This is a genomic window from Alteromonas sp. MmMcT2-5 (assembly GCF_022348315.1).
In the GTDB taxonomy this organism is placed as follows: Bacteria; Pseudomonadota; Gammaproteobacteria; order Enterobacterales; family Alteromonadaceae; genus Alteromonas; species Alteromonas macleodii.
Window position 1 is genome coordinate 39289 of the sequence record NZ_JAKRFB010000022.1, and the last position, 24744, is coordinate 64032.

The 24744-nt window shown below is 42.8% G+C and carries 23 protein-coding genes, 4 tRNA genes and 1 pseudogene; 27 read left to right on the forward strand and 1 reads right to left on the reverse strand.

What is annotated here, in order from left to right:
• Positions 1-324: 324 nt before the first annotated feature.
• Positions 325-416 (forward strand) — tRNA-Ser (locus MHN09_RS10970).
• Here the strand turns inward: MHN09_RS10970 and MHN09_RS10975 are convergent.
• The gene (locus MHN09_RS10975; protein WP_239240680.1) at positions 378-788 is read right to left on the reverse strand and encodes a hypothetical protein; all 411 of its coding nucleotides are present in this window, start codon (positions 786-788) and stop codon (positions 378-380) included. The two genes, MHN09_RS10970 and MHN09_RS10975, sit on opposite strands and share 39 nt — an antisense overlap.
• Positions 789-1217: 429 nt before the next feature.
• On the opposite strand from MHN09_RS10975, the pseudogene ovoA reads away from it, so the two are divergent.
• From ovoA to MHN09_RS11105, 26 genes and pseudogenes are all read left to right on the forward strand, one after another.
• Positions 1218-3329 (forward strand): annotated as a pseudogene (ovoA, locus tag MHN09_RS10980) (5-histidylcysteine sulfoxide synthase).
• A gap of 135 nt (positions 3330-3464) precedes the next feature.
• On the forward strand, positions 3465-4928 hold the full coding sequence (locus MHN09_RS10985; RefSeq protein ID WP_239240683.1) for an aminotransferase class I/II-fold pyridoxal phosphate-dependent enzyme: 1464 nt from the start codon (positions 3465-3467) through the stop codon (positions 4926-4928).
• Positions 4929-5135: 207 nt separating this feature from the next.
• Positions 5136-5864, forward strand: coding sequence for a pirin family protein (locus tag MHN09_RS10990; RefSeq protein WP_239240687.1), 729 nt, complete (start codon positions 5136-5138; stop codon positions 5862-5864).
• A 179-nt stretch (positions 5865-6043) separates the two neighbouring features.
• Positions 6044-6688, forward strand: a complete 645-nt coding sequence (gene uvrY, locus MHN09_RS10995; RefSeq protein ID WP_239240690.1) for a UvrY/SirA/GacA family response regulator transcription factor — start codon at positions 6044-6046, stop codon at positions 6686-6688.
• A 31-nt stretch (positions 6689-6719) separates the two neighbouring features.
• Positions 6720-8537, forward strand: a complete 1818-nt coding sequence (uvrC, locus tag MHN09_RS11000) for an excinuclease ABC subunit UvrC (protein ID WP_239240693.1) — start codon at positions 6720-6722, stop codon at positions 8535-8537.
• Between the two features lie 123 nt (positions 8538-8660).
• Positions 8661-9233, forward strand: coding sequence for a CDP-diacylglycerol--glycerol-3-phosphate 3-phosphatidyltransferase (pgsA, locus tag MHN09_RS11005; RefSeq protein WP_014949608.1), 573 nt, complete (start codon positions 8661-8663; stop codon positions 9231-9233).
• A 169-nt stretch (positions 9234-9402) separates the two neighbouring features.
• Positions 9403-9478, forward strand: a tRNA-Gly gene (locus tag MHN09_RS11010).
• Positions 9479-9519: 41 nt separating this feature from the next.
• Positions 9520-9593 (forward strand) — tRNA-Cys (locus MHN09_RS11015).
• 59 nt (positions 9594-9652) lie between these two features.
• A tRNA-Leu gene (locus MHN09_RS11020) sits at positions 9653-9739 on the forward strand.
• 217 nt (positions 9740-9956) lie between these two features.
• Positions 9957-11195, forward strand: a complete 1239-nt coding sequence (locus MHN09_RS11025) for a tyrosine-type recombinase/integrase (RefSeq protein WP_012518575.1) — start codon at positions 9957-9959, stop codon at positions 11193-11195.
• Between the two features lie 42 nt (positions 11196-11237).
• Entirely contained in the window at positions 11238-11702 is a 465-nt protein-coding gene (locus tag MHN09_RS11030; RefSeq protein ID WP_239240695.1) for a hypothetical protein, read from the forward strand.
• A 90-nt stretch (positions 11703-11792) separates the two neighbouring features.
• Entirely contained in the window at positions 11793-12521 is a 729-nt protein-coding gene (locus MHN09_RS11035; protein WP_239240697.1) for a hypothetical protein, read from the forward strand.
• Between the two features lie 155 nt (positions 12522-12676).
• A complete protein-coding gene (locus tag MHN09_RS11040; protein ID WP_012518572.1) occupies positions 12677-12889 on the forward strand; it encodes an AlpA family transcriptional regulator in 213 nt (70 codons plus the stop codon).
• Positions 12889-13179 carry a hypothetical protein gene (locus tag MHN09_RS11045; RefSeq protein ID WP_239240699.1) on the forward strand — a complete coding sequence of 97 codons (291 nt, stop codon included), beginning with the start codon at positions 12889-12891 and terminating at the stop codon, positions 13177-13179. The genes MHN09_RS11040 and MHN09_RS11045 overlap by 1 nt, the downstream gene beginning before the upstream one ends.
• Complete coding sequence (locus MHN09_RS11050; protein ID WP_239240701.1) at positions 13176-13535, forward strand: hypothetical protein; 360 nt, start codon at positions 13176-13178, stop codon at positions 13533-13535. The genes MHN09_RS11045 and MHN09_RS11050 overlap by 4 nt, the downstream gene beginning before the upstream one ends.
• Before the next feature lie 2 nt (positions 13536-13537).
• The gene (locus tag MHN09_RS11055; protein ID WP_239240703.1) at positions 13538-16474 is read left to right on the forward strand and encodes a DUF927 domain-containing protein; all 2937 of its coding nucleotides are present in this window, start codon (positions 13538-13540) and stop codon (positions 16472-16474) included.
• Positions 16475-17486: 1012 nt separating this feature from the next.
• On the forward strand, positions 17487-18158 hold the full coding sequence (locus tag MHN09_RS11060) for a hypothetical protein (protein WP_196897030.1): 672 nt from the start codon (positions 17487-17489) through the stop codon (positions 18156-18158).
• Between the two features lie 11 nt (positions 18159-18169).
• Positions 18170-18526 carry a hypothetical protein gene (locus MHN09_RS11065; RefSeq protein ID WP_239240705.1) on the forward strand — a complete coding sequence of 119 codons (357 nt, stop codon included), beginning with the start codon at positions 18170-18172 and terminating at the stop codon, positions 18524-18526.
• Between the two features lie 300 nt (positions 18527-18826).
• The gene (locus MHN09_RS11070) at positions 18827-19519 is read left to right on the forward strand and encodes a DTW domain-containing protein (protein ID WP_239240738.1); all 693 of its coding nucleotides are present in this window, start codon (positions 18827-18829) and stop codon (positions 19517-19519) included.
• 74 nt (positions 19520-19593) lie between these two features.
• Positions 19594-20091 carry a thiol peroxidase gene (tpx, locus tag MHN09_RS11075; RefSeq protein WP_014949606.1) on the forward strand — a complete coding sequence of 166 codons (498 nt, stop codon included), beginning with the start codon at positions 19594-19596 and terminating at the stop codon, positions 20089-20091.
• A 122-nt stretch (positions 20092-20213) separates the two neighbouring features.
• Positions 20214-21044: a sulfurtransferase gene (locus MHN09_RS11080; RefSeq protein ID WP_239240707.1), complete on the forward strand. Its 831-nt coding sequence runs from the start codon at positions 20214-20216 to the stop codon at positions 21042-21044.
• Positions 21045-21126: 82 nt separating this feature from the next.
• A complete protein-coding gene (gene cobB, locus MHN09_RS11085) occupies positions 21127-21852 on the forward strand; it encodes a Sir2 family NAD+-dependent deacetylase (protein WP_239240709.1) in 726 nt (241 codons plus the stop codon).
• Positions 21853-21864: 12 nt separating this feature from the next.
• Positions 21865-22491 carry a LysE family transporter gene (locus MHN09_RS11090; RefSeq protein WP_014949603.1) on the forward strand — a complete coding sequence of 209 codons (627 nt, stop codon included), beginning with the start codon at positions 21865-21867 and terminating at the stop codon, positions 22489-22491.
• Positions 22492-22573: 82 nt separating this feature from the next.
• Positions 22574-23305 (forward strand): stress protein, encoded by a 732-nt coding sequence (locus tag MHN09_RS11095; RefSeq protein WP_014949602.1) that lies wholly within the window; start codon positions 22574-22576, stop codon positions 23303-23305.
• Entirely contained in the window at positions 23298-24089 is a 792-nt protein-coding gene (locus tag MHN09_RS11100) for a glucosaminidase domain-containing protein (RefSeq protein ID WP_239240711.1), read from the forward strand. The genes MHN09_RS11095 and MHN09_RS11100 overlap by 8 nt, the downstream gene beginning before the upstream one ends.
• Positions 24086-24733, forward strand: a complete 648-nt coding sequence (locus MHN09_RS11105; protein ID WP_014976627.1) for a DUF2987 domain-containing protein — start codon at positions 24086-24088, stop codon at positions 24731-24733. The genes MHN09_RS11100 and MHN09_RS11105 overlap by 4 nt, the downstream gene beginning before the upstream one ends.
• Positions 24734-24744 lie beyond the last annotated feature (11 nt).

Sequence of the window (24744 nt, forward strand, 5' to 3'; positions counted from 1 at the left end):
TAAAATTAGTGCTTTACAGTCCCACATAAATCATTAAGATACGCAGCACTTCAGGAGAGTTGGCAGAGCCCGGTTTAATGCACCTGACTTGAAATCAGACGTGGGGTCAAACCCACCGGGGGTTCGAATCAAAGCTAAATGAACATTATCATTTTGGCATCATGAACTGTCGACGTGCATAGAATACCTAATGAGAACGCAGGTCATTTTCTAGCAAGATGGTTATTATTCTTGCGAAAAGGTGAATATTTCACCAGTTGATTGATTTAATTGAAATTAGTGCTTTACAGCGTCACGTAAATCATTAAGATAAGCGTCACTTCAGGAGAGTTGGCAGAGCCCGGTTTAATGCACCTGACTTGAAATCAGACGTGGGGTCAAACCCACCGGGGGTTCGAATCCCTCACTCTCCGCCAGATACTTATCACCGCATAAAAATCATTATTCTTATCGTTGTACAAATAATTAACTGTAATTCCATGTCGCCTAAAAATTTCTTGCGAGGGTGAAGTGCACACATACGGATAGAGCTTCTTTTGTTGTTCCTCTACAAATTGATTAACGCCTTTGTTTTGAGTCAACGTCATAGAGCGATAGTGATAAGTGATCTCTCCGTCACTGGTTGATAGGCGCTCCATAGTGAGTGTTGGGTTTACAATTAAAGGGGTACTCTTATTGCCTTTGCGAACGGCTTCATTGAGAAGCGCATTAGTATAGTTGTCAGCTGCAGTCGCGGGTGAACCGTACAACGAGAGCAGCGTTACTGCTATGTAAATTACTGATTTCATGTTAAGAAAAATCCTTTTTCGTTTCTGAAGGTGTGAAGGTATAAACGTATAAGTATGCTGTTTACCGACGCAGCTTAATTAGCCAACGTTGAATCGGGCATTTAGTAAGCTAGGTAAACGTAACATGATAACCAACGGTATCTCCATGCTTTTTATGATCACGAGCTTTAAGTTAAACGGTGTTTCACAGCATCATCGCAGGCATAAGTTTGTTATGAAATATTTTCTGATCTCATCCTGTCTGTATCTTGTAATTACAGGACATTCCATAAAAACCTAGTTATGTCGCGCTTTATTCATAAAAGCTTGGTATACATAAAGGGTTAGCAATCAACTGAAATCATTACGGCATTTTAAAGCGCTCTTCTTTTATTCTTATGGCGCTGGTCCTACGCAGTTGGTAGTAATAACAAAAATCGAGAGGACATTATGCAGGCAATGCCCACACTTAATTTACGGCAAGGAACAGTTGAGCAAAAAAGACAGGAAATAAAGGCTTATTTCCTCGATTCCTTTGATACCTACGAATCGCTTTTCTCTTGTCTTGCCAATGATGACGTATTTTATCAACGACCTGAAAAGTTGCGCCATCCGTTAATTTTCTATTTTGGTCATACTGCTACTTTCTTTATCAATAAATTAGTACTGTCTAAGGCGATAAACGAGCGCATTAATCCAAAATTTGAATCGCTATTTGCCATTGGTGTTGATGAAATGAGTTGGGATGATCTTAACGATGAAAATTACGACTGGCCGAAGGTGGAAGAGGTGCGTCAATATCGTAATCAAGTGCGCACATTGGTATGCGATTTAATAGATACCATGTCTTTCAGCATGCCTATTGACTGGGAAAGCCCAATGTGGCCCGTAGTAATGGGAATAGAGCATGAACGTATTCATTTAGAAACCTCATCTGTTCTAATCAGACAGCTCCCCATAGCATCGGTACGCCCCAGCCCAGAATGGCCTGCATGTAGCACTATGCAAACTAATGCTGAAGCGTTAGAGGCTAATGTTTTAATGACCGTTCCGGCACAGAAAGTTATAAATGACAAAGCGTGGGACAGTGCTTATTACGGCTGGGACAATGAATATGGTTCTCAGCAAGAATCCGTTAGCGAGTTTAGTGCGTCTAAATTTCTTGTAAGTAATGGTGAGTATTTATCGTTTGTGTAAGACGGCGGCTATAACAACGCAAAATACTGGGAGGCTGAAGGCAATAAGTGGCGTGAATACACTAAAGCTCAGCACCCTGTATTTTGGATTAAAAAGGGTGATGATTATTTATATCGCAGCATGCTTGAAGAGCATCCACTACCTTTAGATTGGCCTGTGGATGTGAATTATCATGAAGCGAAAGCGTTTTGTAACTACTTGAGTGAAAAAACGGGTGAGCTTATTCGTCTGCCGACTGAAAATGAATGGCAGGCGTTACGTCAGCAGGCTGGTGTAACACAGACCGTATACAGCGAAGGATTCAACATAGCGCTGCAAAAGTATGCGTCGAGTGAACCTGTTAATGTTAATAAGTCCGGCGAATTTTATGATGTTGTTGGCAACGTATGGCAATGGACAGAAACACCCATCTATCCGTTTGAGGGCTTTAACGTTCATCCTTTATATGACGACTTTACAACACCAACATTCGACAATAAGCATAACCTCATCAAAGGCGGTAGTTGGGTATCTACAGGTAACGAAGCAATGAAAGATAGTCGTTACGCTTTTAGGCGCCACTTCTTTCAGCACGCGGGGTTTCGGTATGTTCAAGGAAAGCGAGTTATAGCAGTGAACGATTTTGATTATGAAAGTGATACACAGGTTTCGCAATACAGTGAATTCCATTACGGCGACGAGTACTACGGCGTCCCTAATTTTGCTAAAGCCAGTGCGCAGTTTTGTATTGACGCTATGCAAGGGCGTCAACACGCTAAAGCGTTAGATTTGGGGTGTGCCGTTGGTCGGTCTACCTTTGAACTTGCAAAATACTTCGATCATGTCGATGGCATCGATTTTTCTGCACGCTTTATAAAAACAGCGTTTGAGATGCAAGAGCGTGGTGAAATACGCTATAACCTTATAGAAGAAGGTGAACTTACGTCGTTTAAGGCGCGCAAGCTCTCTGCGCTCGGTTTAGATGACAGTGTAGACAACGTTGCTTTCGCACAAGGTGATGCGTGTAATTTGAAGCCGCAATTCACAGGCTACGACTTGATCTTCTTAGGCAACCTTATTGATAGAGTGTATAGTCCAAGAAAGGTATTAACGGACATGGCCACGCGGCTAAATAAAGGTGGATTGCTCGTTGTCGCCAGCCCCTTTACATGGTTGGAAGAGTATACCGAAAGAAGTGAATGGTTGGGCGGCTATAAAGATGAAAATGGTGAAACGCTTAGCTCTACTCAGGCGCTTGAAGATGCATTAGGTCAGAGCTTTAAACGAATTGCTGAACCTAAAGACATTCCATTTGTCATTCGAGAAACAAAGCGGAAATACCAACATACGCTTTCTGAATTTAACGTGTTTGAAAAGATAGAATAACACGGTGTCTATTAAAGTGTGTGCAGTATAAAGTGAGCGCGGTACGCGTGTTTCGCGCTTATAAATATGATAGATTTCAGAAGGCCTTTAGCCAATAGTAAATGCGTAAGGCTATATAGATAGGATAATGTGAAGGTGAGCAACGCGCTAAGCCATCTCCCCGTGTTCAACGCTATGCAAAGCGAGTTTATGCCTTACAAGGATGTATGGCAGGCACCTTCTCACCTGAAACTCGATCAAACCCGTCTTAAATATTCAGCGATATTTCGCCGCTTTCAGGGCGCGTCTTCATCTCAAGCGAACGTTGTCGCGTCTCAGCAAGACCCTATTCCAATGTGGATAGCGGATATGGACATCCCGCCTTGTGATGAAATTCTCAGCGCGATTACACAAAACCTTCGCTCTACTTATGGATATCAGTCCCTTGATATCGGTGACGCGGTAGCAAAACGTTTTGAGCGTACCACACAAAAAAGTAGTCGCTTTAAAGTAGAAAGTGGCGATGTTGTGGATGTTGCGAGCGTAATAGGAGCAATAGACGTTGCGCTTCACACTTTTTGCCAACCTGGTCAAAAAGTTATGGTTTTAACACCAACCTATTCCCCTTTAATAGAGGCTATTAATAATAACGGCTTAACGCCAGTATCTATTCCAGTCATTCAAAACGCGCGTCAAAGTCAGACTAGGCTTTCTGAAGTTACCGCGACAAAGGATAGCGACAAGAGTCGTCAGGAAGACGTCGAACGTTCTTACTCAACTATAGATACTTCAGCCTTCGATAGTTCTGCGGCTGCATTCGTGATTTGCCATCCTAATAACCCTACAGGTACAGTATTAAGTGCAGAAGAGCAGCGTGTTATTATAAGCTTCTGCGCCAAGAACGATATTTTAATGATCACTGATGAGGTACACAGCGAGTTTGCATTTAACTCGTCAAATGAACCAACGATAATACCCATGTTTGGTGCAGAGGTGAGCAATAAGAGCGAGGGGCGCCAAGAAAGTCTAAACGGTGGTAACATCCATACTCATCAACTGCCGCGAATTATCCACATTAATAGCGTGTCCAAGGCGTTTAACCTAGCGAGTATCCCAGGTGCATCGTATGCGGTCATTAAGGATAAAACGATCAGAGAGACATTTGCCCAAGCTATTAATAGCAGGCACCTGAACGCAAGTAACTTAGGAAAAGTTGCGTTGATTGCCGCCTATGAGAAGGGAAGTACTTGGTTAGACAGCGTAAAAAGTGCGTTGAGCTTCAACCGAAAGCTTGTTGTGCGCTTCTTTGAGCACTATGGTTTATCTGTTAATTATACAATGGGCAGCGCTGGTTATTTCTTGTGGCTAGACCTTTCAACGTTCCCTTCGCATTTAACACAGCCGAACAGTATCGCTTCTGTGGATGAAGCTCCTTTAGGTAACGCTTCTTGTCAACCTTTCAAATATTCACCCGTGACCACTGTGGAAGGGTGTATTGAGCGAGGCGTGATAGGTAACGACGGCGCGCCCTTTGGTTCTCCACACCATATTAGGCTAAATTTAGCCTGTCACCCTGCGGTTGTAGAAACCGCGCTGCAAAGACTGTGCTTTATTTCTTAGCGTAGCTTAACCCGCATCTGTTGACCGATAGTTAGTTTGATTCTAAATATTAGAATAATAAGCTCAAATATATGACATTTTATTCCTATTAAAGAGGATTAAAATGGCCTTATTACATAATTAGCCCTTGAGACATGTTCTATCGCCCAGCGTTACTCCTGTTGGGGAGAAGAGCCAGTGGCGGCTTACGGTTATAAGGAATGCAAGATGATGTATTTGAGAAAAGCGAATGAAAGAGGAAAAGTGAACTTTGGGTGGCTAAAAAGCCAACATAGCTTTTCGTTTGGACATTATTATGACGCAAAACATATGGGGTTTTCAGCGCTACGGGTTATCAATGACGATGTTGTTCAGGCCGGCAGAGGTTTTGAAACCCACGGTCACAGAGATATGGAGATAATTTCATATGTTGTAAGCGGTGCTTTAAAGCACAAAGATAATACCGGTAATGAGTACGTAGTGCCTGCGGGTGACGTGCAAGTAATGAGTGCAGGTAAGGGTATTATGCATTCAGAGTTTAACCCTTCTACTGAAAAGCCTGTTAACTTTCTGCAAATTTGGATTGTGCCCAATGAAAAAGGCGGTACGCCCAGCTATGCGCAAAAAACCTTTGGCACACAGGCGGGTGGAAATAACCATGATTCAAAGCTTGAATTATTAGTAAGTGATAACGGTAGGGAAGGGTCATTACGCATTAAGCAAAATGCGGCAATCAGCCGTTTAACGTTGAAGGCTGGCGAAACATGGGAGCATGGCACTGAAGACCAAAAGGGTTACCTTCATATGATTAGCGGTAATGTACAAGCTATGGTAGACAGTGAAACGAATGCAGTTGAAATAGAGGCAGGCGATGCTTTGGGTATTTACGAGCAAGACATCATTCGTCTGAAAGCCTCAGAGGAAAGTGTGGCCTTGTGGTTTGAATTACCTAAATAGCTGCCTAAAAGTAATCTAGATCAATAATTTAGTTTCAAATTGTGTATCTCTACTTCACGAATTCTTATCTCGTGGTATTATGACTGGATAAGGTTAAAGGCTGGTAATACTTCTCATTGATGAGCATTATCAGTCTTTATTCCAGTTGTATGTAAAACTGAAGTCAGTGAGATACTAGAGTGATAAAAATAATCCTAGCAGATGACCATGATTTGGTCAGAACAGGGATACGCCGGATTCTGGAAGACGTAGACGATTTTACTATTCTCGCAGAAGCGAAGAACGGTGAAGACGCGGTACTTTTGTGCCGAAAAAACGCGCCAGATGTGGTACTCATGGACGTGAATATGCCCGGTATTGGTGGACTGGAAGCGACAAAGAAAATTGTTCGTATGTCTGAAAATACGCGTGTTATTTGTGTTTCAATGCACAAGGAAAGTCCTATTCCAATGCAAGTTATGGACGCAGGCGCATACGGTTTTCTGACAAAAGATGCAGAGCCAGACGAAGTAATACGCGCTATCCATAAAGTTGCGGCAGGGCAAAAGTATGTTGATCAAGAAGTGGCCAATAGCATAGCCATCGGTAAGTTATTGCCTAGTTCGGATAATCCGTTTGATGAGCTATCGAGTAGAGAACTTTCAATAGCAATGCGATTAACCGAAGGTCACAAAGTGCCGGATATAGCCCGAGAACTCAGTATTAACTCAAAAACGGTTAATACTTACCGTTACCGAATGTTTCAAAAGTTAGGCGTAAATTCTGATGTAGAGCTAACACACTTGGCCTATCGCCATAAGCTTATCAATCCTAACACCTTTTAAGCGTCACTAGACGCGCAACGTCAAAGTGATTATGTCTGCATTTGATTCAGCAGCATTTCTTAAGAATCTAACCTCTCAACCTGGCGTGTACCGCATGTACAATAGTCAGGAAGAGGTTATTTACGTAGGAAAAGCCAAAAACCTTAAAAAGCGCGTATCAAGCTATTTTCGTAGTAATCTTGATAACGCCAAAACGCGTTCGCTAGTTAGTCAGATTGCGAACATGGATGTCACGGTTGTAAACAGCGAAACCGAAGCGTTTTTGCTTGAGAACAACTTCATCAAGAAATACAAACCGCGTTACAACGTGGTCATGCGTGACGACAAGTCTTATCCCTTTATCTTCTTATCCGATCACGAACATCCAAGGCTTTCTTTTCATCGCGGCCCTCAAAAGAAAAAGGGCGAATACTTTGGCCCATACCCCAGTGCGTGGTCGGTGCGAGAAAGCTTGCGTTCAATGCAGCGAATTTTCCCCGTACGTCAGTGCGAAGATAGCTATTATCGAGCACGCAGTAGACCTTGTCTTCAGTATCAGATGCAGCGCTGCAGTGCGCCGTGTGTAGAAGGCTATGTGAGCGATGAAGAATATAAAGAGCAGGTCAATTTTGCACGCTTGTTCTTGAAAGGTAAAAACCAGCAGGTCATTGGTGGGCTGGTGGAAAAGATGGAAGCAGCCAGCGAGGCACTCAACTTTGAAGCTGCTGCCCGTTACCGCGATCAGATTAATGCACTAAGAAAAGTTCAAGAACGACAGTGGGTTGCCGGTACTCAAGACGAAATGGATGTGTTTGGGTTTGCGTTCAAAGGCAATATGGCGTGTATTCAGGTAATGTTTATTCGTGAAGGGCAGTTGTTAGGCAGCAAGGCCTATTTTCCCAAAGTACCCAACACTGCCGATGAACAAGAAGTTTTTGAATCTTTCTTCCTACAGTTCTATCTGGCGGGTAACAAAGTTATTCCCAAGCAGATAGTACTTAGCAATACATTAACTGACGAAGACGCTATAGCAGATGTACTAGCCAGTGAAGCGGGACACAAGGTTCAGTTCTTCAAAGGGGCGAGGGAAGAGAAGCGCAAGTACCTGCAGCTGGCGCAGTCAAATGCGCAAACTGCGTTAGATGCTCAATACAGTCAGCAAAAGTCTGTGTTTGCACGCTATCTCGACTTAGAATCGGCACTGGAAGTTGATACGCCTATTCAACGCATGGAGTGTTTTGATATATCACATACGTCTGGCCAGCAAACGGTGGCTTCGTGTGTGGTATTTAATCGTGAAGGTCCGCACAAAAGTGACTATCGCCGATATAATATAGAAGGCATCACCCCAGGTGATGACTACGCGGCTATGGCACAGGCGTTAAAACGTCGCTACAAGTCAGTGAAAGAAGTGCAAAAAATACCTGATCTTCTATTAATAGACGGTGGTAAAGGACAGCTTGCCCAAGCAGAAGCGTTTTTTGAAGATTGGCCCCATGATAAAAAGCCTATGCTGTTAGGCGTGGCAAAAGGCACCACCCGTAAGCCTGGCTTAGAAACACTAATACTGGCAGGTAGCCATCAGGTTCTGCCGATGGACAGCCATTCGCCAGGGCTTCACCTTATTCAGCATATTCGCGATGAGTCTCACCGATTTGCCATTACTGGGCACCGCAACCGACGCCAGAAAGTTAAAACCACGTCGAGTTTGGAAAGCATACCTGGTATTGGTGCTAAACGCAGACAAACACTGCTTAAATTCATGGGGGGCTTGCAGGGTCTTAAGAAAGCCAGCAAAGATGAAATTTCAAATGTACCTGGTATAAGCCCTGAACTGGCGGAAACTATTTACGACCACCTTCATCAATAAATGAATGAGTAACAAGCAATGCATTACAAATTAAGGTAATGTGTTAGAAAAATGAAAGATGCAGAGCTTATACGCTACCGCGCTAAAACGCCCATAGAGGCATAACACCGAGACGTACTTTTTATGTGGACTGTTCCAAACTGTATTACTTTATTCCGAGTAATCCTTATTCCTGTATTTGTAGTTGTTTATTTTCTTGATTGGCGCTGGGCGCACGAGGCAGGCGCATTTATTTTTTGGCTTGCGGCAATAACGGACTGGTTTGACGGCTATCTAGCAAGAAAACTACAGCAGTCTACACCCTTTGGTGCATTCTTAGATCCTGTAGCAGACAAGCTCATTGTGGGCGCTGCTCTTCTTATGATTACTCATAGTTATGCAAACCTGTGGATCACGTTGCCATCTATTGCGCTATTGGTTCGTGAAATTTATGTGTCGGCGTTACGTGAATGGATGGGTTCGAATGGTGTAAGGGATGCGGTTAAAGTGTCTTTTATAGGTAAAGCAAAAACCACTGCGCAAATGTTAGCCTTAATTGGCTTGTTGTCGGGATTAGAAACCTTTATGGGCATAACTATTTATTGGGTTTCTTTAGGTTATATTCTTTTATATTTCTCAGCAGTGCTGTCAATTTGGTCAATGTTTGTTTATACAAAAGCGGCCTGGCCACACCTTCGAAGTGGCGCAGTAAAGTGAAATTGATCGTACATTAATCAAAGTGAATAAAAAAATAGCAAACGATCATAAAAAACCGCATTTATCTCAATTTAAACGCTTTTTTGTGTTGACAGTTTTGAATGGGTAGGTAGAATGCACCCCACATTTCGAGAGGACATCAACCAAACGAAATGGTCGATTAAGACATGCGGGAATAGCTCAGTTGGTAGAGCACGACCTTGCCAAGGTCGGGGTCGCGAGTTCGAATCTCGTTTCCCGCTCCAATCTCTTAGAGATGAGTTTTAATCACGCGCCAGACGCATCTGGCGGAATGGCAGAATGGCTATGCAGCGGATTGCAAATCCGTCTATCTCGGTTCGACTCCGGGTTCCGCCTCCAAACGCTGCAACGCAGCATCAGGTTCTACGCCTGACACCTTTGCTGAAAAGCAACCCGATGCCCGGGTGGTGAAATTGGTAGACACAAGGGATTTAAAATCCCTCGCTGGTAACAGCGTGCCGGTTCAAGTCCGGCCCCGGGCACCATTTCATAGTTTTTAATAGTTTCTTACAGTCAATTTCACACTCTAAACTCCCTATTTATCAGCATTTACAGTGTCTACCTGTATATTGTCGTCTATTGTCATCTCGTAGTACATGGTGCTACATTCGGTGCTACACAGATTCAATTACGACTAAATAGCACCAGCAAGTAAGCATGTTGGTAGCACCAGTCGATTAATCAGACGATAGGTAGCACCACATGCCCTTAACAGACATTCAAATAAAGCAAGCTCAAGCAAGCACAAAGGATATTTGGCTCACTGATGAGAAGGGCCTGCGCTTGCTCGTGAAAAAGAATGGCTCTAAGTACTGGCGCCTTAAGTATCGTTTTCAGGGAAAACAAAAGACATTAGCAATTGGGGTTTACCCAGAGGTGTCACTTAAGGATGCACGAGAAGCAGTTTCAGAAGCTAGAAGACAATTAAGAGATGATATTGACCCTAGCGCTATAAAGCAGGAAAAGAAGCACCTTTCTTCTGTAAGCGAAATAGAACTGTTTAACACTCAAGCACGGCTTTGGTGGAATAAGCAAAAGGGCCAGTGGAGCGAGGGCCATGCTGCCCGTATTTGGACACGCTTAAATGATAATGCGTTGAAAACGCTAGGCAAGCGGCCTATTGGCGAAATCACGCCTCAAGACATAATCAGAACCGTTCAAAAAATAGAAACGCGTGGTGCGCTAGATGTTGCTCAAAGAGTACTTCAAGACATTAGGCGCGTTTGTCGCTTCGCTGTACAGACTGGCGTTCTACTCCATAACCCTGCTTCTGAGTTATCTGGAATACTGGAAAAGCGTAAAACATCGCACAGGGCCTCTTTACCAAGGGAAGAATTGCCACAGTTTCTACGTGATTTAGATGCTTACCACCAGCAAGGCCGCTTACTTACCAAGCTAGCTATTGAACTATTGGTACACACTTTTGTTAGACCTGGTGAGTTAGCCGGTGCTCGTTGGGATGAATTCGACTTAGAAGAAAAACTATGGCGCATACCAGCGCATAGAATGAAAATGAAGTCTGATCACATCGTGCCACTTTCTAGGCAAGCACTTGCAGTATTAGAAAATACCAAGCCGTTTAGCGCTCGTTTCGAGTTCGTTTTTCCTTCTGAAAGAGATAGGTTCAAACAAATGTCTGACAATACTATGCGAATGGCTATTTTTCGCATGGGCTACGATGGTGAAACTAAAGGCAAAAGCAAGGCTAACCCACATGGATTCCGTGCTACTGCATCTTCAATACTGAATGAAACTGGCTTTAACCCAGACGCAATAGAGCGTCAGCTTTCACATATGGAAAGGAATGGTGTTAGAGCTGCTTACACGCACCATGCTCGTTACTTAGAAGAACGTAAAGAAATGATGCAATGGTGGAGTGATTACTTAGATAGTCTTAAGAATAACGGTAACGTTACGCCTATTTTTAAAAAACAAGCCTGATGAGTGTCGTACAGGGTCAATTAACTACGGTAGGGAATTAATATGAAAATCGATAACAGATTAAAGAGTTACATAGATGCAGGTGAGCATGAGAGCCAGTTACTAGCGTTCACTAGTTTGTATAACACTATGCAGCTTGTTATAGATGGTGGCCGCAGCTATGCAGATTTACAATCTCAGACGTTATCAGAAACGCTCAGCTTAATGTTACCTGCATTTAAAAGTACGTTAACCCAGCTTGAAAGCATTGGTAAGGGTGATAGTTCTAAAGACCTAGCGTTAATCATTAGGACAAGAGAAGCTTCAAGCGCCCTAGCAGATGAAATGCTAGGCATTCTTGAAAACGGTGTATTCCAACAAAAAGATTCATCTACAGAGTATCAATCTTTTAGAAGTGCCTGTTATAGCGTTAGTTCTCAGATATGTGACGCTTCACACGAATATCATGCGATTCTTCACAAGTATATCGACCCTGACTATAACGTGCTGACTATCACCGCAGCTTAGCCTTATAAACTGGCGCTAGGGTAGCTCCCGAAAAGTGACCCCAATCACCTGTGCCAGTTCCTCTTTATGGGATTCCGTAGGGGTACGGACGTGAAATCTAAGCAACAATCAAAACAAACTAATCTCACAAAAGACTATGTATTCTCTGAAAGCATTAAAGGGCAGGAATTGAGAACTGAGTTAGACATTTTACTCAACTCTGTGTTCTCTGATTTTGCATTTGATGAAAACAATTCTCAGCCTGATAAAGCAAAATTGAAGAAACTTGATGCCAATATAGGGTTACTAGAAACACTAAACGAAAAACTTCGGATTCATAACGACAAACATTGGGTACCGAACGATAAAATCGATTCAATGTTAAAAGCTTTAAAGGTGTCATGTGAAAATGAGTTGCCTATAGCGTCTTCTTTACTCTTGGCCACTGTTCTAATTAAAACGGTAGCTATTCCTGATGCTGAGTTACTTAAATTTGCTTACGAATTTGGCAAGCTCGAAGGAGTTAGGGAAGCGGCATCTCAAAGCAAGAAAGGTGACAGCCATAAAAGACAAGTAGCTCTATACTTGTTCAATGCACTGTGTAGAGAAGCTGGCCACGTGTTAACAGAGGGGCAGCTTCTGAAACACATGATAGCAAAAAACTACACCAAGCAATCACCACTTACGATAAGCACTCCCTTAAGCGCTGAGATATGGCGCGAAACCACCAGCAAGGGAAAGAGACTATTTATAAGAACATCGCATGATGGTGAAGTGTGGAGCTTAGCGTACCCTACATATACAAGAGAATATAAAAAGCTCGTTACGCTAAGTGATTAAATGATTTATGTACCCAAGAAACAAGGGGGAACGCGATTCCCCCTATTTTTTTGCTAAACAGAATTACAAATTTTAGGGGATTCACGACCCCCCTAGTCAAAATTTTATATGTTGTTACTCCCGTACACGTCTAGAAACCTAAGAGAGTAATAACTATGGAAAACTCAGTACAAACCATCAACGACCCTATTCTACGAATGTCCGATGTTGAGAAAACAGTGGGCTTAAAGAAACCAACAATCTACAAGCTCATCAAAAAAGGTGAGTTTCCACGTCAAATCAATCTAGGCGGTAGAGCAAGCGGCTGGCTTCTTTCTGAAATCAACCAATGGAAAGCTGAACGTATAGCAATATCACGGGGGCAGTAATGCAAAAGACTATCCCGTATAAGCCTGATCACTTCTATTTTATCGGTTCTACCGTAAATCAAGTTATAGGTTTTCGAGCTGCTCGCGGTACTGGCCCATGCAAAGTAATGGAAACAGCGAACGAGGGCTACTATTTGGAATATGCCCCCTCTAGTAACTTAGAGCTTCAGTTCAAGTTTAAACACCATCCATTGGCTAACGGTGGTGAATGCCTGGTGTACGACATCCCCGAAACTTTCAACCTTTCTTCTGTAAGCAACAAAGCTAAGCAAATGGGGTTAGACCTATGAAACTACGAGAGTTAACGAGTAAAGAGCACCTAGAACCAGATCACGTGTATATCATTGGGGATAATGAGCAAAAGGTACTCGGTTTTCTTGAAGAGTTGCGTGTGGGTATTCCACATAAAGCGTTATTTACAGATAGCAAACTAACATACCTTTGCTACCCACCAGCAACCGAAATCAATCAACTACAAAGGGAAGTTATTAGCTTACCTTGTGGTGCTACATGTGTGGTGCATTGGCTAACCCACAAAGCAAAAAAACGAAGATTGGAAGATCCTTCAGTTCTCTTTTCATCTCACATGAAACCGCAATTAATAAAGAAAATAAACAAAGCTAAGTCTCGCAGTAAGAAGAGGTGATAATGGGTACGTTAGATTTTAAAGGCTTAAATGAGTATGCGTTAAGCAATATCGATAGCGTATTAAATTATTACTTACCTGGAGGTAATCATGAAGGCCACGAGTACAAACCATTAAATCCCAGAAGACCCGACAACAATATCGGATCTTTTAGTATTAATACCGTAAAGGGTGTATGGAAGGATTTTGCAGGCTCTGACGAGGACAGCGGACAAGACATAATATCACTGGTGGCATATGTTACAAACAAGCCTCAAGGCGAAGCCTATAAAGAGCTTAGCGACTTACTCAACTATGGTAATAGAGTTGCAACAAAGACAAACAAAAGCGCCACAAATACCCGTAGGAATAGTGAGGAATGGTTACGCGTAACGCCTGTACCGCCCGAATTTGTTAAACGTTGCTTTAAAAAACACCTAAAGCACGGCTTACCTACTTTTACATGGGAATACAGGGACGCTAACAACCAGCTCATTCTTAAAGTACTGCGTTTTGATAAACAGATAGACGGCAAAAAAGAAAAAGTATTTGCACCGTTAGCCTTATATAGAAACCGTGATACTGGTGAAATCAAATGGCGATGGTCTATGCCAAAAATAAACCGCCCATTGTACGGATTACACGACCTAGCCAAGCGCCCTAAAGCCACAGTAGTTCTTACAGAGGGTGAGAAGGCCGCAGACGCGGCAAAAGCATTGCTCCCTAGCTGTGTTTGTATGACGTGGCCTAATGGCTCTAAGTCTATCAGTAAGGCCGATTTCACACCGTTGGCTAAGCGTAATGTAATCATATGGCCTGATAATGATAATGCCGGCATTAAGTGCGCCAAAGAGCTTAAGAACTTACTCACTTCACTAGATGCAGCAAGCATTCGAATTATTGATTTAGACAGCTTAGCTAAAACCCCTCTTTCTGAAAGCGAAGGTGGCCCTTTATTTGGTGAAGGTTGCACGTGGCCCGATAAAGCGGATGCCGCAGACGCTATTGAGCTAGGATGGGGCGCTACACACTTAGAAGCGTTAAAGAAAAGTGGTGAACTATTCATAAAAGAGGCGGTTACACACGCCCCTAGCGATATTAAGGCTAACGTGCCTCAAGGCTTTAAATTAACGGATAACGGTGTAGAAGCATTTTACAAGTCTGATGACAAAGGCAATGAGAAATATAAGCGAATATGTGCCCCTTTAGAACTGTTAGCCTTAACCCGTGATGCTGGTGGCTCTGGTCAAGATTGGGGTGTACTTGTGCGCTTTAAAGACTATGACGGTCAAGAGAAGCGCTTAAATATTCCTAAGCGCCTGTTTGCTACTGACGGTGGTTCAGACATTAGAAAACAATTGCTTTCCGAAGGGCTTCATATAGAGCCACGCTCGCAAGAGAAAGGAAAACTCATTGATTACCTTAACTGTCCTGACATAACCAATAGAGTAGGGTTAGTTAAGAAATTGGGTTGGCACAAGAACGCTTTCATTTTGCCGGACCAAACGATAGGCGAAACAGAGTCACCGCTTCTCTACGACAACGAAAACGCCCGTGATTGTAAATTAAAGGCCGCTGGCTCAATATCAGATTGGCAACGTGAAATAGCGTCATATTGCGAAGGAAATCCCTTACTTACTATTGCTGTGTCTCTGGCCTTTACTGGCCCCCTAGTTAGCTTAATGGGGCTTTCTGAGAATGTAGGCTTTCACTTCTACGGTGACAGTTCGTTAGGTAAGTCCACGTTAATGAATGTTGCTTGCTCTGTGTATGGCAAGCCTAGTGAATTTAAAGGTTCATGGCGTACCACTGATAACGCTTTAGAAGATACCGCAGCTCTGCACTCAGACATGCTATTGGCGCTCGATGAGCTGAACGAAGCTAACCCTCTTACTATTGAGGGGATCATATACATGGTTGGTAACGGTAAAGGAAAGAACCGCTCTGGCCCTGACTATGCTAAGAAGAAAACACAACGTTGGAACCTGGCGTTTTTGTCAAACGGTGAAAAGACTATTGATGACTACTTAGGCAGCATTGGCAAATCAGTTAATGGTGGTGTTCATATGCGTTTTCTTTCTCTGCCAGCTTCACAGCACGAAGACGAAGCACTTAAAAAGCGTAATGGCATATACACCGATACACATAACTTTATTAACGGTGCTGCATTGTCTGACCACTTAAACAAGGCGTGTGAAAAGTACCACGGTGAACCGTTCTTAGAATTTATTAAGCAGTTAACCAGTACCGACTTAGGCGAACTAATCAAAGTGCATCATGCAGAGATTGCAACTTATAGAGAACGTGTGCTTGGTAATGATGCTGGTGGACAAGCAGTAAGGGCCTTTCAGAAATTTGCGCTGGTGGGCTTAGCTGGTGAGCTTGCTTCAACTTTTGGCATTACTGGATGGAGCGAGGGCCATTCTATTCAATCGGCTATATCCTTGTTCAGAATGTGGGTAGATATTCGGGGTGGTACTGGGAACGTGGAAGAGATACAGCTTCTTAATCACCTGGCGAAGCAAATAAAGCTTTATGGTGAAAAGCACTTTAAACGGTGGGATAGAAGAGGGGCAAAAGACCCTATGGTCATTGATGAGCATGTACCTTCTAAATTAGAAATGTGGGGCTATAGAGAGCAAATTACTATTAGGCACCCTGACAAAGCCGCTACTACAGACCATATGTATTACGTGTACAAAGACATATTTATGGATGTTATGTGTAAAGGCTTTGACGGGAAGAGGGCCGCTCGACTGCTTAGAGATTTGAGCGTTTCTTTACTCAGACCTTCAGAGCTAGAACGTAAGAAGCTTAACACCTCTGAAGCTCTACCCAATGCTGGTGGTAAGTCTCAACAGGTAATTAAGTTCAAGGCTTCCTCACTCTTTGAGGCTGTAGACAGAATGACTTTAAGCGATAGTGATCAACACGATGCTGAACACGCTAAGTCAGCCTGATTATGTGTATATGTCAATGGATGATGCTTAATATACTAAGCCTGTTTAGATATACAGGTTTAGTATTGTTACATGCAATTAACTACCTAAGTGCATTGCTCCAACTGCTCATTTCTTTCTCTGTAAGCACCTATAACACACCATTTATCTTATTAAATTTGCACTATGCAGTACCTATTTGCACTTTGTTTATAACCGTTTGCAGTAGTGCAAATGCTAAATATGTATTTATAAACATAGGGTTACAACTCCTGTTTGCACTATTTGCACTTTTTGCACTCTATTTTACTAGGTCAGGGGTTCGTCCCTTCTACCCTGCGCAACGGGGCACAACGCGCTTTCAGTTGTAAAGACTTCTAAACAGACTTCACACGAGTGAGGTGCAATGGTGTACACCCACCACCATAACCTTTGCCAACGAACTCACTTCACAATGCTATTTGCCTATGCTTTTTCACGGGTCCTTTTGGAAAGGGGGGGTTGTACGGCACACGGAACCGCGTATCTTTAACAGCTATAGAAAATTTCAGAGGGGGGTTATATTTTAATTGAGATAACTTCATTAAAATCATTGGTTTAAATGATATGTAAATTCATACTTAGTTCGATTTATATGCTTTGGTTCAATTTAATGGTGGGCACATTGCACCGTTAAATTGAACGTTTGCACTAAGGTATTGTATACCAGACCTAATTTATAAATTTTACTCAAAGGGTAACTGGGTTTTACCTCGTTATGGCTGTTCATACCCAATACAGCAAGACCAAAATACAGTGTGTACAATCGGGCTTCTCTTCGCGTGAAAGCAAAAGGTTAAGGGGCACGGGGTTAGATAGGCATATTTCTACTGCAAAAAGTGCAAATAGTGCAAATTATATAAATAACTGTATATTTATCAGTTGTATATTGTGTTTGCACTTTTGATTAACGCTTAAAGTAAAGTGCAAATTTAGAAACGATAGTGCAAATTTATAAGGGCCGAAATATGCTTTTGATGAAAGGTGTAAAGATATGACTGAGTGGGGCTACGGGTTAGTAGTATTGGTGCATGGGCTCATTGCAGCGTATTTATTAACTTATATCAAAAAAAAGGCTAGTGACCTGGCTACAAAGGAAAACCTAGAGGACTTAAAATTACAGCTGCATGAGACAACTACTGTGGTGAAAAGTACCGAACAGCACATAATGTCTGACGTGTGGGTAGCGCAGAAAAGGTGGGAAATTAAGAAAGAGTTTTACTCGAACGTATTAGAAATTTTTGAAACAATTCTTGAAGCACTTAAATTCATTGAGAACAGCTTAAAGCCTAGCGAAAGTGATAGGCCGCAATCATTGAAAACGCTGGTTAGTGAAAAAGAGAAGATGATTAAGTCTTCAAATGCAAAGCTTGAAAATGAAGTAAAAACTATCGGTACGCTGTTTCTTGATAAGGAAGTGCTAAGCGCAATAGACAGGTACCTAAAAGCGGAGGAAAGGAGGCGAGCTAGAATTGATTTAGAGCTTCTTGACCCCGACTGCACAGATCCGAGTGTTGGTGAGGAATACTATAGTCCATCTTCCTATATATGCCACCAGCTTAATGAATGCATAGAAGCTCATAAGCTGCTAGTGGAATACGCCAGAGAAGATCTACAAGTGATGTGGCAAAGTGATAACAGGCATTCCAAAAACTACGACAAATAGGAAGCAAATTAATGGAAAAATTACGGGTAACCGCGTTTAAAGGTTCTTCTGAATCGTTTTGTGAAGCGTTAGACGAAGCGCAGCTCAAACATAGCAAAGTATTTCATCTATCTGAAAGCGTAATGGCCTCCGGATTAACCATAGAGATTATATTACACGGCGGCTTTGGAGCACTGGCAGTGGCGTGTTTGGCGTGGGTTCGTTATAAGAAAAATAGGCGTATCAATATCAGAACGAAAGAAGGTACCAGTGTTTGGCTAGAAGGTTATTCAGCAGAGGACGCGACAAAAATATTGGAGCAAGCAGAAAGTATCGCTGTTATAGAGACGGGACCGAATGAAAGCTCGAAAGAACTTGAAGAAAAATAATATCGTTTCGCTATATATAGTTTATTTTTTATAACCACCAGCGATACCTCAATTATATGAGGCTAAGCAAGTTAATTGGTGCTACATTTGGTGCTATAAATGGTCGGTTAACTTTAAAATAAATTATCAAATCAATCGGTTAGGTTTGTTTTTTAACTTCGGCCCCGCACCATTTATCTACTCCCAATTTTACAAACTTTAAATCAAAAAATTGATAAGATATTTACGCTCTTTTATCACAAATTACTATGGTAAAATCCGTAAAAATTTTGGCAAAGACGTACTATCTTGAATTCTGTTATGTCACTTCGTTTAGACGAGTTATCTCGTGCTGAACGTCCATTCCACGCGCGTGGGAGTAAAGTAGTTCGCTGCGACGCGTGTCTGCTACCAACGCAAAACTGTATTTGTGAATTTAAGCCTGAGGCTGGCACTGATGTGGCGGTTTTGTTCTTGATGTACAAAGGCGAATATTATAAGCCTACCAATACTGGTCGTTTAATTGCGGATGTGGTTAAAGATAACCACGCATTTTTGTGGAAGCGCACCGAGCCAGAAGAGGCGCTATTGGCGTTACTTCGTAACGAAAAATATTTTCCTATCGTGGTATTTCCACACGAATATGCTGCAGCTGAACGTTGTATTGATACGCCACCATTGAATACTGGGAAAAAGTTACTATTTATTTTCTTGGATGGAACGTGGCGTGAAGCAAAAAAAATGTTCGTGAAGAGCCCTTACTTGCATGACTTTCCTGTGTTGGGCGTGAGTATGGACGTAGCGTCAGATTATTTACTACGCGAATCTACCCATGATTTCCAACACTGTACTGCTGAAGTTGGTATTAGCGTTTTAGACCTTGCGCAGCAGAAGCAAGGGGCACAAACCTTAGCGCATTATTTCAGTGTGTTTAGACGGGAATATTTAAAAGGTAAGCCGCATTTGCAGCATAAGCTTGCGTTTGCAGAGTCGCAGGTTAAAAGTAACATTTAAAAAGCGTCACTTTTATTTGCGAAAGTATTGTTTTACATCCACTATTTCATATTAATAAAACACGGAGAAAGCGAATGGCATCAGTTACTTTTCAAGGCAATACAGTTACGACAAAGGGTCAGCTTCCTGAAGTAGGCACATCTGCACCAGACTTTACATTAGTGAAAGCAGATTTGGGTGAAGTAACACTGTCTGAGCTTGCAGGAAAAAATGTGGTATTAAACATTTTCCCTTCTATCGACACGGGAACATGTGCAATGTCTGTCCGAAAATTCAACGAAGAAGCGGCAAAATTGGATAACACTACAGTTATCTGTGTATCGGCAGATCTTCCGTTTGCAGCGGGTCGTTTCTGTGGTGCTGAAGGTATTGAAAATGTACTTACAGGCTCGACTTTCCGCTCAAGCTTTGGTGATGACTATGGTGTTACCTTTGAATCAGCGCCGCTTACTGGGCTGCTGTCTCGTTCAGTAGTGGTTATCGATGCCGAAGGCAAAGTGGTCTACACAGAGCAAGTTGCAGAAACAACAGAAGAGCCGAATTACGACGCGGCTATCGCAGCTCTTAGCTAAGTAGATCCGCAACATAGGTTAGTTGGTTAGCTAACTATGTGATGTGTTTGAATACGTACCGATTTGTTTTATCGGGGTATTACAGGGCACTCACTGATGTGGGTGCCTTTTAGGAGAATGTAATGGCATCGGTATTGCTCTCAGTTGGTGAATTAGCCAATGTAATGCAACAAAAGCCGGTAACGCTTGTACGAGCGTTAATGGACGACCCCGTTTCAAAAACACCAGATACGCGCACGGCAATGGTTTTACCTGCGTCAGTCGACTTTGACTTAGATAGTGAAGGTAGCGATCACACTACAGGTCTCCCTCACAGTATGCCTTCTGCAAATGACCTTGCTATTTATCTTGGTAATCAGGGCATAACAGCGAATACACCTATTACGGTATACGATACCCGTGGAATATATTCTGCGCCAAGAGTGTGGTGGATGTTAAAAGCGTTGGGCCACCAAGATGTTTATATATTAAATGGCGGACAGCCTGCATGGGAAAAAGCAGCGCTGCCGGTTTCAGAACAACAACAATACGGAAAATTAACCTATCAAGCTACACCTAGGCCTGGTTGGTTCGCAAATTCCGGTGCAGTACTTCAGGCAATAAATACTGAAGCACAACTTGTTGATGCGCGCAGCGCGCCGCGATTCAAAGGAGAAGTGTCAGAGCCTCGTGAAGGAGTACGTTCAGGTCATATGCCTGGTGCGTTTAATATTCCTTTTGACACCTTACTCAAAAGCGGGCATTTTTTGCCAGTTGAGCAGCTTAAGCCTGTTTTTGACCGCGCTAATATCGATTTACGCAAACCCATTATTTGTACGTGTGGTTCTGGCGTTACCGCCTGCATAATTGGAGTGGCGGCATTATTGTGCGGCGCAACGCAGGTTTCAGTATACGATGGCTCTTGGTCAGAGTGGGGCGCTGATACTCAATATCCTGTGGTCAAAGGTATGTAAAGAGTCGCGGCTTTTAACTAAGTAAATATACAACATGCTAATCGTATAATTAGCGCTATAACTACAGAGTAAGAACAACCTGATGCCATCTGATCAATCTCTACCCAATATTGTTATTCTTACCGGTGCGGGTATTTCCGCTGAATCTGGATTAAAGACATTTCGGGATAATGACGGCCTTTGGGAAAATCATCGCGTAGAAGAGGTGGCCACCCCAGAGGCTTTTGAACAAAATCCTAGCTTAGTTTATCGCTTTTACAACGCTCGACGTGCGCAGTTACAGCAAGACGACGTGAATCCTAATGCAGCGCATGAGGCGCTGGCCAAACTTGAGAAAGCGTTCGGTAGCAACCTGATGTTGGTTACTCAAAATGTGGATGACTTGCATGAGCGCGGTGGAAGCCAGTCTGTTTACCATATGCATGGCAAGCTGCTATCTGCGCGCTGCGCTATAAGCCAGCAGACTTTTGACTGGAGTGATAGTTTTGATCACACCACTAAATGCCCGTGTTGCAACAGAGTAACCTTACGACCGGATATCGTGTGGTTTGGTGAAATGCCCATGTACATGGACGAGATTTACGATGCGCTTTCAAAGGCTGATGTGTTTATTGCCATTGGCACATCAGGTAATGTCTATCCTGCCGCGGGTTTTGTTCAGATCGCTAAAGAAAGTGGCGCACACACCATAGAGGCAAATTTGGAGCCGGGCGTAACTAATGCATTGTTCGATGAATCGCTAACAGGCCCTGCTTCTCACATCGTCCCACAATGGGTTGATCAATTAATGTCAAAGTACGCGCTGTAGGAGGCGCATAACATGCAGTATATGAATGAGTTTCTTACCATTGCGTTGGTACACCTTGTGGCTGTTGCTAGCCCAGGGCCAGATTTCGCGGTGGTTGTTCGAAACAGCGTGGCCTATGGCAGACGTATCGCCATGTACACCAGTATAGGGATTGGCTTAGCTATATTACTGCATGTGGCTTACTCGTTAGTGGGGCTTAGTGTGGTTATTGCAACTACTCCATGGTTATTCACCACATTTAGCTATGCCGCCGCAGCTTATTTACTGTACCTTGCGTTTGGTGCGCTTAGAAGCGGGCCTGTAAAGCAGGACCAGGCAGTTAACGCTGAAAAGAAAACATCCCACATATCTGCAAAGCGCGCAGTTTGGATGGGCTTTCTCACAAATGGACTAAACCCAAAAGCAACGCTATTTTTCCTCTCGTTGTTTACTGCAATTATTAGTATTGATACCCCATTTACAGTGAAACTTGGCTACGGTATCTATTTAGCTATAGCCACTGGACTGTGGTTCTGTTTTCTTTCATACCTTTTGAGCACCAGTAAAGTAGCTGAGCTTATTGGTAAAAAAGGGTATTGGTTAGACCGTGCGATGGGGGTGCTACTCGTCGGTTTAGCTGCGAAATTAGTACTAGGTTAACGTTTGTTTACCTTACAAACAGGCATTTGTTTTTGTGAATTGGTATAATCCCGCCGATTTTTCAAAAAGATAAGAGAGTTGTGTGAAAGACGTAAACCAAGACCGCCTGAACAATACGTTGTCTAAACAGTATCAATTTGATACCAAAGGTCTATTGCGCCGCGCTGCCGGTTTAACAAAGGCAAACTTTTCATCATTGCTGCAGGGAAGTGTTGTTCTATTTTTGACGTTTGTCGTGTTAGGTGTATTTGCTCAGCAGTACATCACAATAAATGACGATGGGACCTATGTATTCGAGCATCAGTCTATCATAGAAATTGTTGCAATCTGCATCGTTGCCCCGCTGTTGACGGGGTTGTATATGATGGGCGTTTTTGTTGCCCGCGGCACTAAAACTTCAGTATTTACCGTATTCCAGTTTTTCCCCTTGATATTCTTGCTGGCGCTAACTCAGCTAGTAAACAGTATTCTTGTTCAACTAGGTATGATGTTGCTTATTATACCCGGCGTTTATTTTTATTTAGCCTCGTCCTTTTCACTTATGTTGGTTGCTGACAGAAAGTTAACGCCAATTAGTGCGATCATCCTGTCGTGTCGCGTATTTAATGCATACTGGGCTCAAATTGCCAGCATATTTGGTGTGTTCTTTTTACTGTTTGTGTCGGTGCCATTAACGCTGGGCTTTTCACTTATTTGGGTATTACCTTTTTATTTTAGTATGATGGGCTTGCTCTATCAGGAACTGATTGGCGAGCAGGGAGTAAGCACGGAAGCATCTGAAAACGATGTGAATGAGTCTAGCTTCGATGCATAAGCGTGAAACCTTTAAAATTGTCCTTATTACGTTAGGCGTATTGGCGGTAATCGTCATTAACGCCATAATTTTTACTGAGGACGAACCGGATATTTTAGATATACCGCAAACGGTTGAAGCTAAAAAGCCAGTGCCTAACTTCTCTGCCTATACAGATGTAAAAGAGAAGAAAGAGGCGTTTTTTAACTATTTACGCCCCGAAATAGAGAAGCAGAATGCGTATCTACTCACGCTTAGACATTACGTACAAACCTTATATAGAAAGGCGTTAGCTAACGAAACGCTCTCTGAAGAAGATATGGCAAGGCTTGAATGGTTAGAAGAGGAATATCGAGTTAAGCCAACGCAGCCGCTAAAATCAAAATTGCTAGCTTTACTACAAAAAATTGATGTTCTACCAGCCGAACTCGTGCTCGTGCAAGCCGCGAATGAGTCAGCTTGGGGCGCCAGCCGGTTCGCAAGAAAGGGCTATAACTTCTTTGGTTTATGGTGTTTCTCTAAGGGGTGTGGTTTTGTTCCTAACCGTCGAAACGATGGGGCATCTCATGAAGTTGCCAAATTCGACAGTTTGTCGCGTGCAACGTACACCTACATGCGAAATTTAAACCGCCACGACGCGTATGCGGATTTAAGAGAGATCCGCAGTCGACTGCGTGCAAACCAAATTCCTATTACTGGTGTTGCGTTAGCTGAAGGGCTAATGAACTATTCTGAGCGAGGAGCCGCTTATGTTGAAGAGCTTCAAACTATGATCCTATTTAACGAGGAGTTTTTATCCGAATGATACGCGCTGCTTTATTTTTTGCTTCATCTCTGTTTATTGGTGTAGGCAGTTCTTCCGTTGCTGCTGAAACGATAGATGTTGAGTACAGCCGTTTCTATAGCCATGTTAAAAAGCTGGATAATGAAGATACCCAAGCACTTCAGTTTGCATTCGGGTTTGTTCGTGTTGGCGAAGGGCGTTTATGTGAAGTTAACGGAGCGTCTATCGTAACCGATAAGAAAACAATGCCCTTAGAAGTGAGTGGTGAAGGGCGATTCACGGTGCCTACTGAAAAGGCCCTGAAACTTGCCAACGCACTGGTTCGCATCGATTTAAACGAACGCGCGAACGTGTGTGATATGTCGGTACAACTTGAAACCAAGCCGGAATATCTTAAGCAGTATTACACAAAAGACGACCTTACGTTTTTGTATGGTCAGTACGAAGCTTTCTTTAATGAAATGGGAAGCTTTTTGTCTTTCATGATGCCTTCGGTAAAGGGCTTGATGATTCAGTTTGATGACAAGAATTTAGATTTCATTACACCACAAGGTGTGCAAATCAATAACGGCGTATTGCATCTAGAACAAGATTGGATCAACGACGCAAAAGGCTTAACACTGCCTCATGCGCCGCTACGTGTTACCGCTATGGCTTCAAGCTAAATGCATATTTG

Coding starts and splice junctions, on each gene's coding strand:
- MHN09_RS10990 (WP_239240687.1), top strand. CDS start 5,136: ATGATGTATTTGAGAAAAGCGAATGAAAGAGGAAAAGTGAACTTTGGG.
- MHN09_RS11080 (WP_239240707.1), top strand. CDS start 20,214: ATGGCATCGGTATTGCTCTCAGTTGGTGAATTAGCCAATGTAATGCAA.
- uvrC (WP_239240693.1), top strand. CDS start 6,720: ATGTCTGCATTTGATTCAGCAGCATTTCTTAAGAATCTAACCTCTCAA.
- MHN09_RS11090 (WP_014949603.1), top strand. CDS start 21,865: ATGCAGTATATGAATGAGTTTCTTACCATTGCGTTGGTACACCTTGTG.
- MHN09_RS11050 (WP_239240701.1), top strand. CDS start 13,176: ATGAAACTACGAGAGTTAACGAGTAAAGAGCACCTAGAACCAGATCAC.
- MHN09_RS11055 (WP_239240703.1), top strand. CDS start 13,538: ATGGGTACGTTAGATTTTAAAGGCTTAAATGAGTATGCGTTAAGCAAT.
- MHN09_RS11045 (WP_239240699.1), top strand. CDS start 12,889: ATGCAAAAGACTATCCCGTATAAGCCTGATCACTTCTATTTTATCGGT.
- MHN09_RS11060 (WP_196897030.1), top strand. CDS start 17,487: ATGACTGAGTGGGGCTACGGGTTAGTAGTATTGGTGCATGGGCTCATT.
- MHN09_RS11100 (WP_239240711.1), top strand. CDS start 23,298: ATGCATAAGCGTGAAACCTTTAAAATTGTCCTTATTACGTTAGGCGTA.
- pgsA (WP_014949608.1), top strand. CDS start 8,661: ATGTGGACTGTTCCAAACTGTATTACTTTATTCCGAGTAATCCTTATT.
- MHN09_RS11065 (WP_239240705.1), top strand. CDS start 18,170: ATGGAAAAATTACGGGTAACCGCGTTTAAAGGTTCTTCTGAATCGTTT.
- tpx (WP_014949606.1), top strand. CDS start 19,594: ATGGCATCAGTTACTTTTCAAGGCAATACAGTTACGACAAAGGGTCAG.
- MHN09_RS11025 (WP_012518575.1), top strand. CDS start 9,957: ATGCCCTTAACAGACATTCAAATAAAGCAAGCTCAAGCAAGCACAAAG.
- MHN09_RS11105 (WP_014976627.1), top strand. CDS start 24,086: ATGATACGCGCTGCTTTATTTTTTGCTTCATCTCTGTTTATTGGTGTA.
- MHN09_RS10975 (WP_239240680.1), bottom strand. CDS start 788: ATGAAATCAGTAATTTACATAGCAGTAACGCTGCTCTCGTTGTACGGT.
- MHN09_RS11070 (WP_239240738.1), top strand. CDS start 18,827: ATGTCACTTCGTTTAGACGAGTTATCTCGTGCTGAACGTCCATTCCAC.
- MHN09_RS11040 (WP_012518572.1), top strand. CDS start 12,677: ATGGAAAACTCAGTACAAACCATCAACGACCCTATTCTACGAATGTCC.
- MHN09_RS11030 (WP_239240695.1), top strand. CDS start 11,238: ATGAAAATCGATAACAGATTAAAGAGTTACATAGATGCAGGTGAGCAT.
- cobB (WP_239240709.1), top strand. CDS start 21,127: ATGCCATCTGATCAATCTCTACCCAATATTGTTATTCTTACCGGTGCG.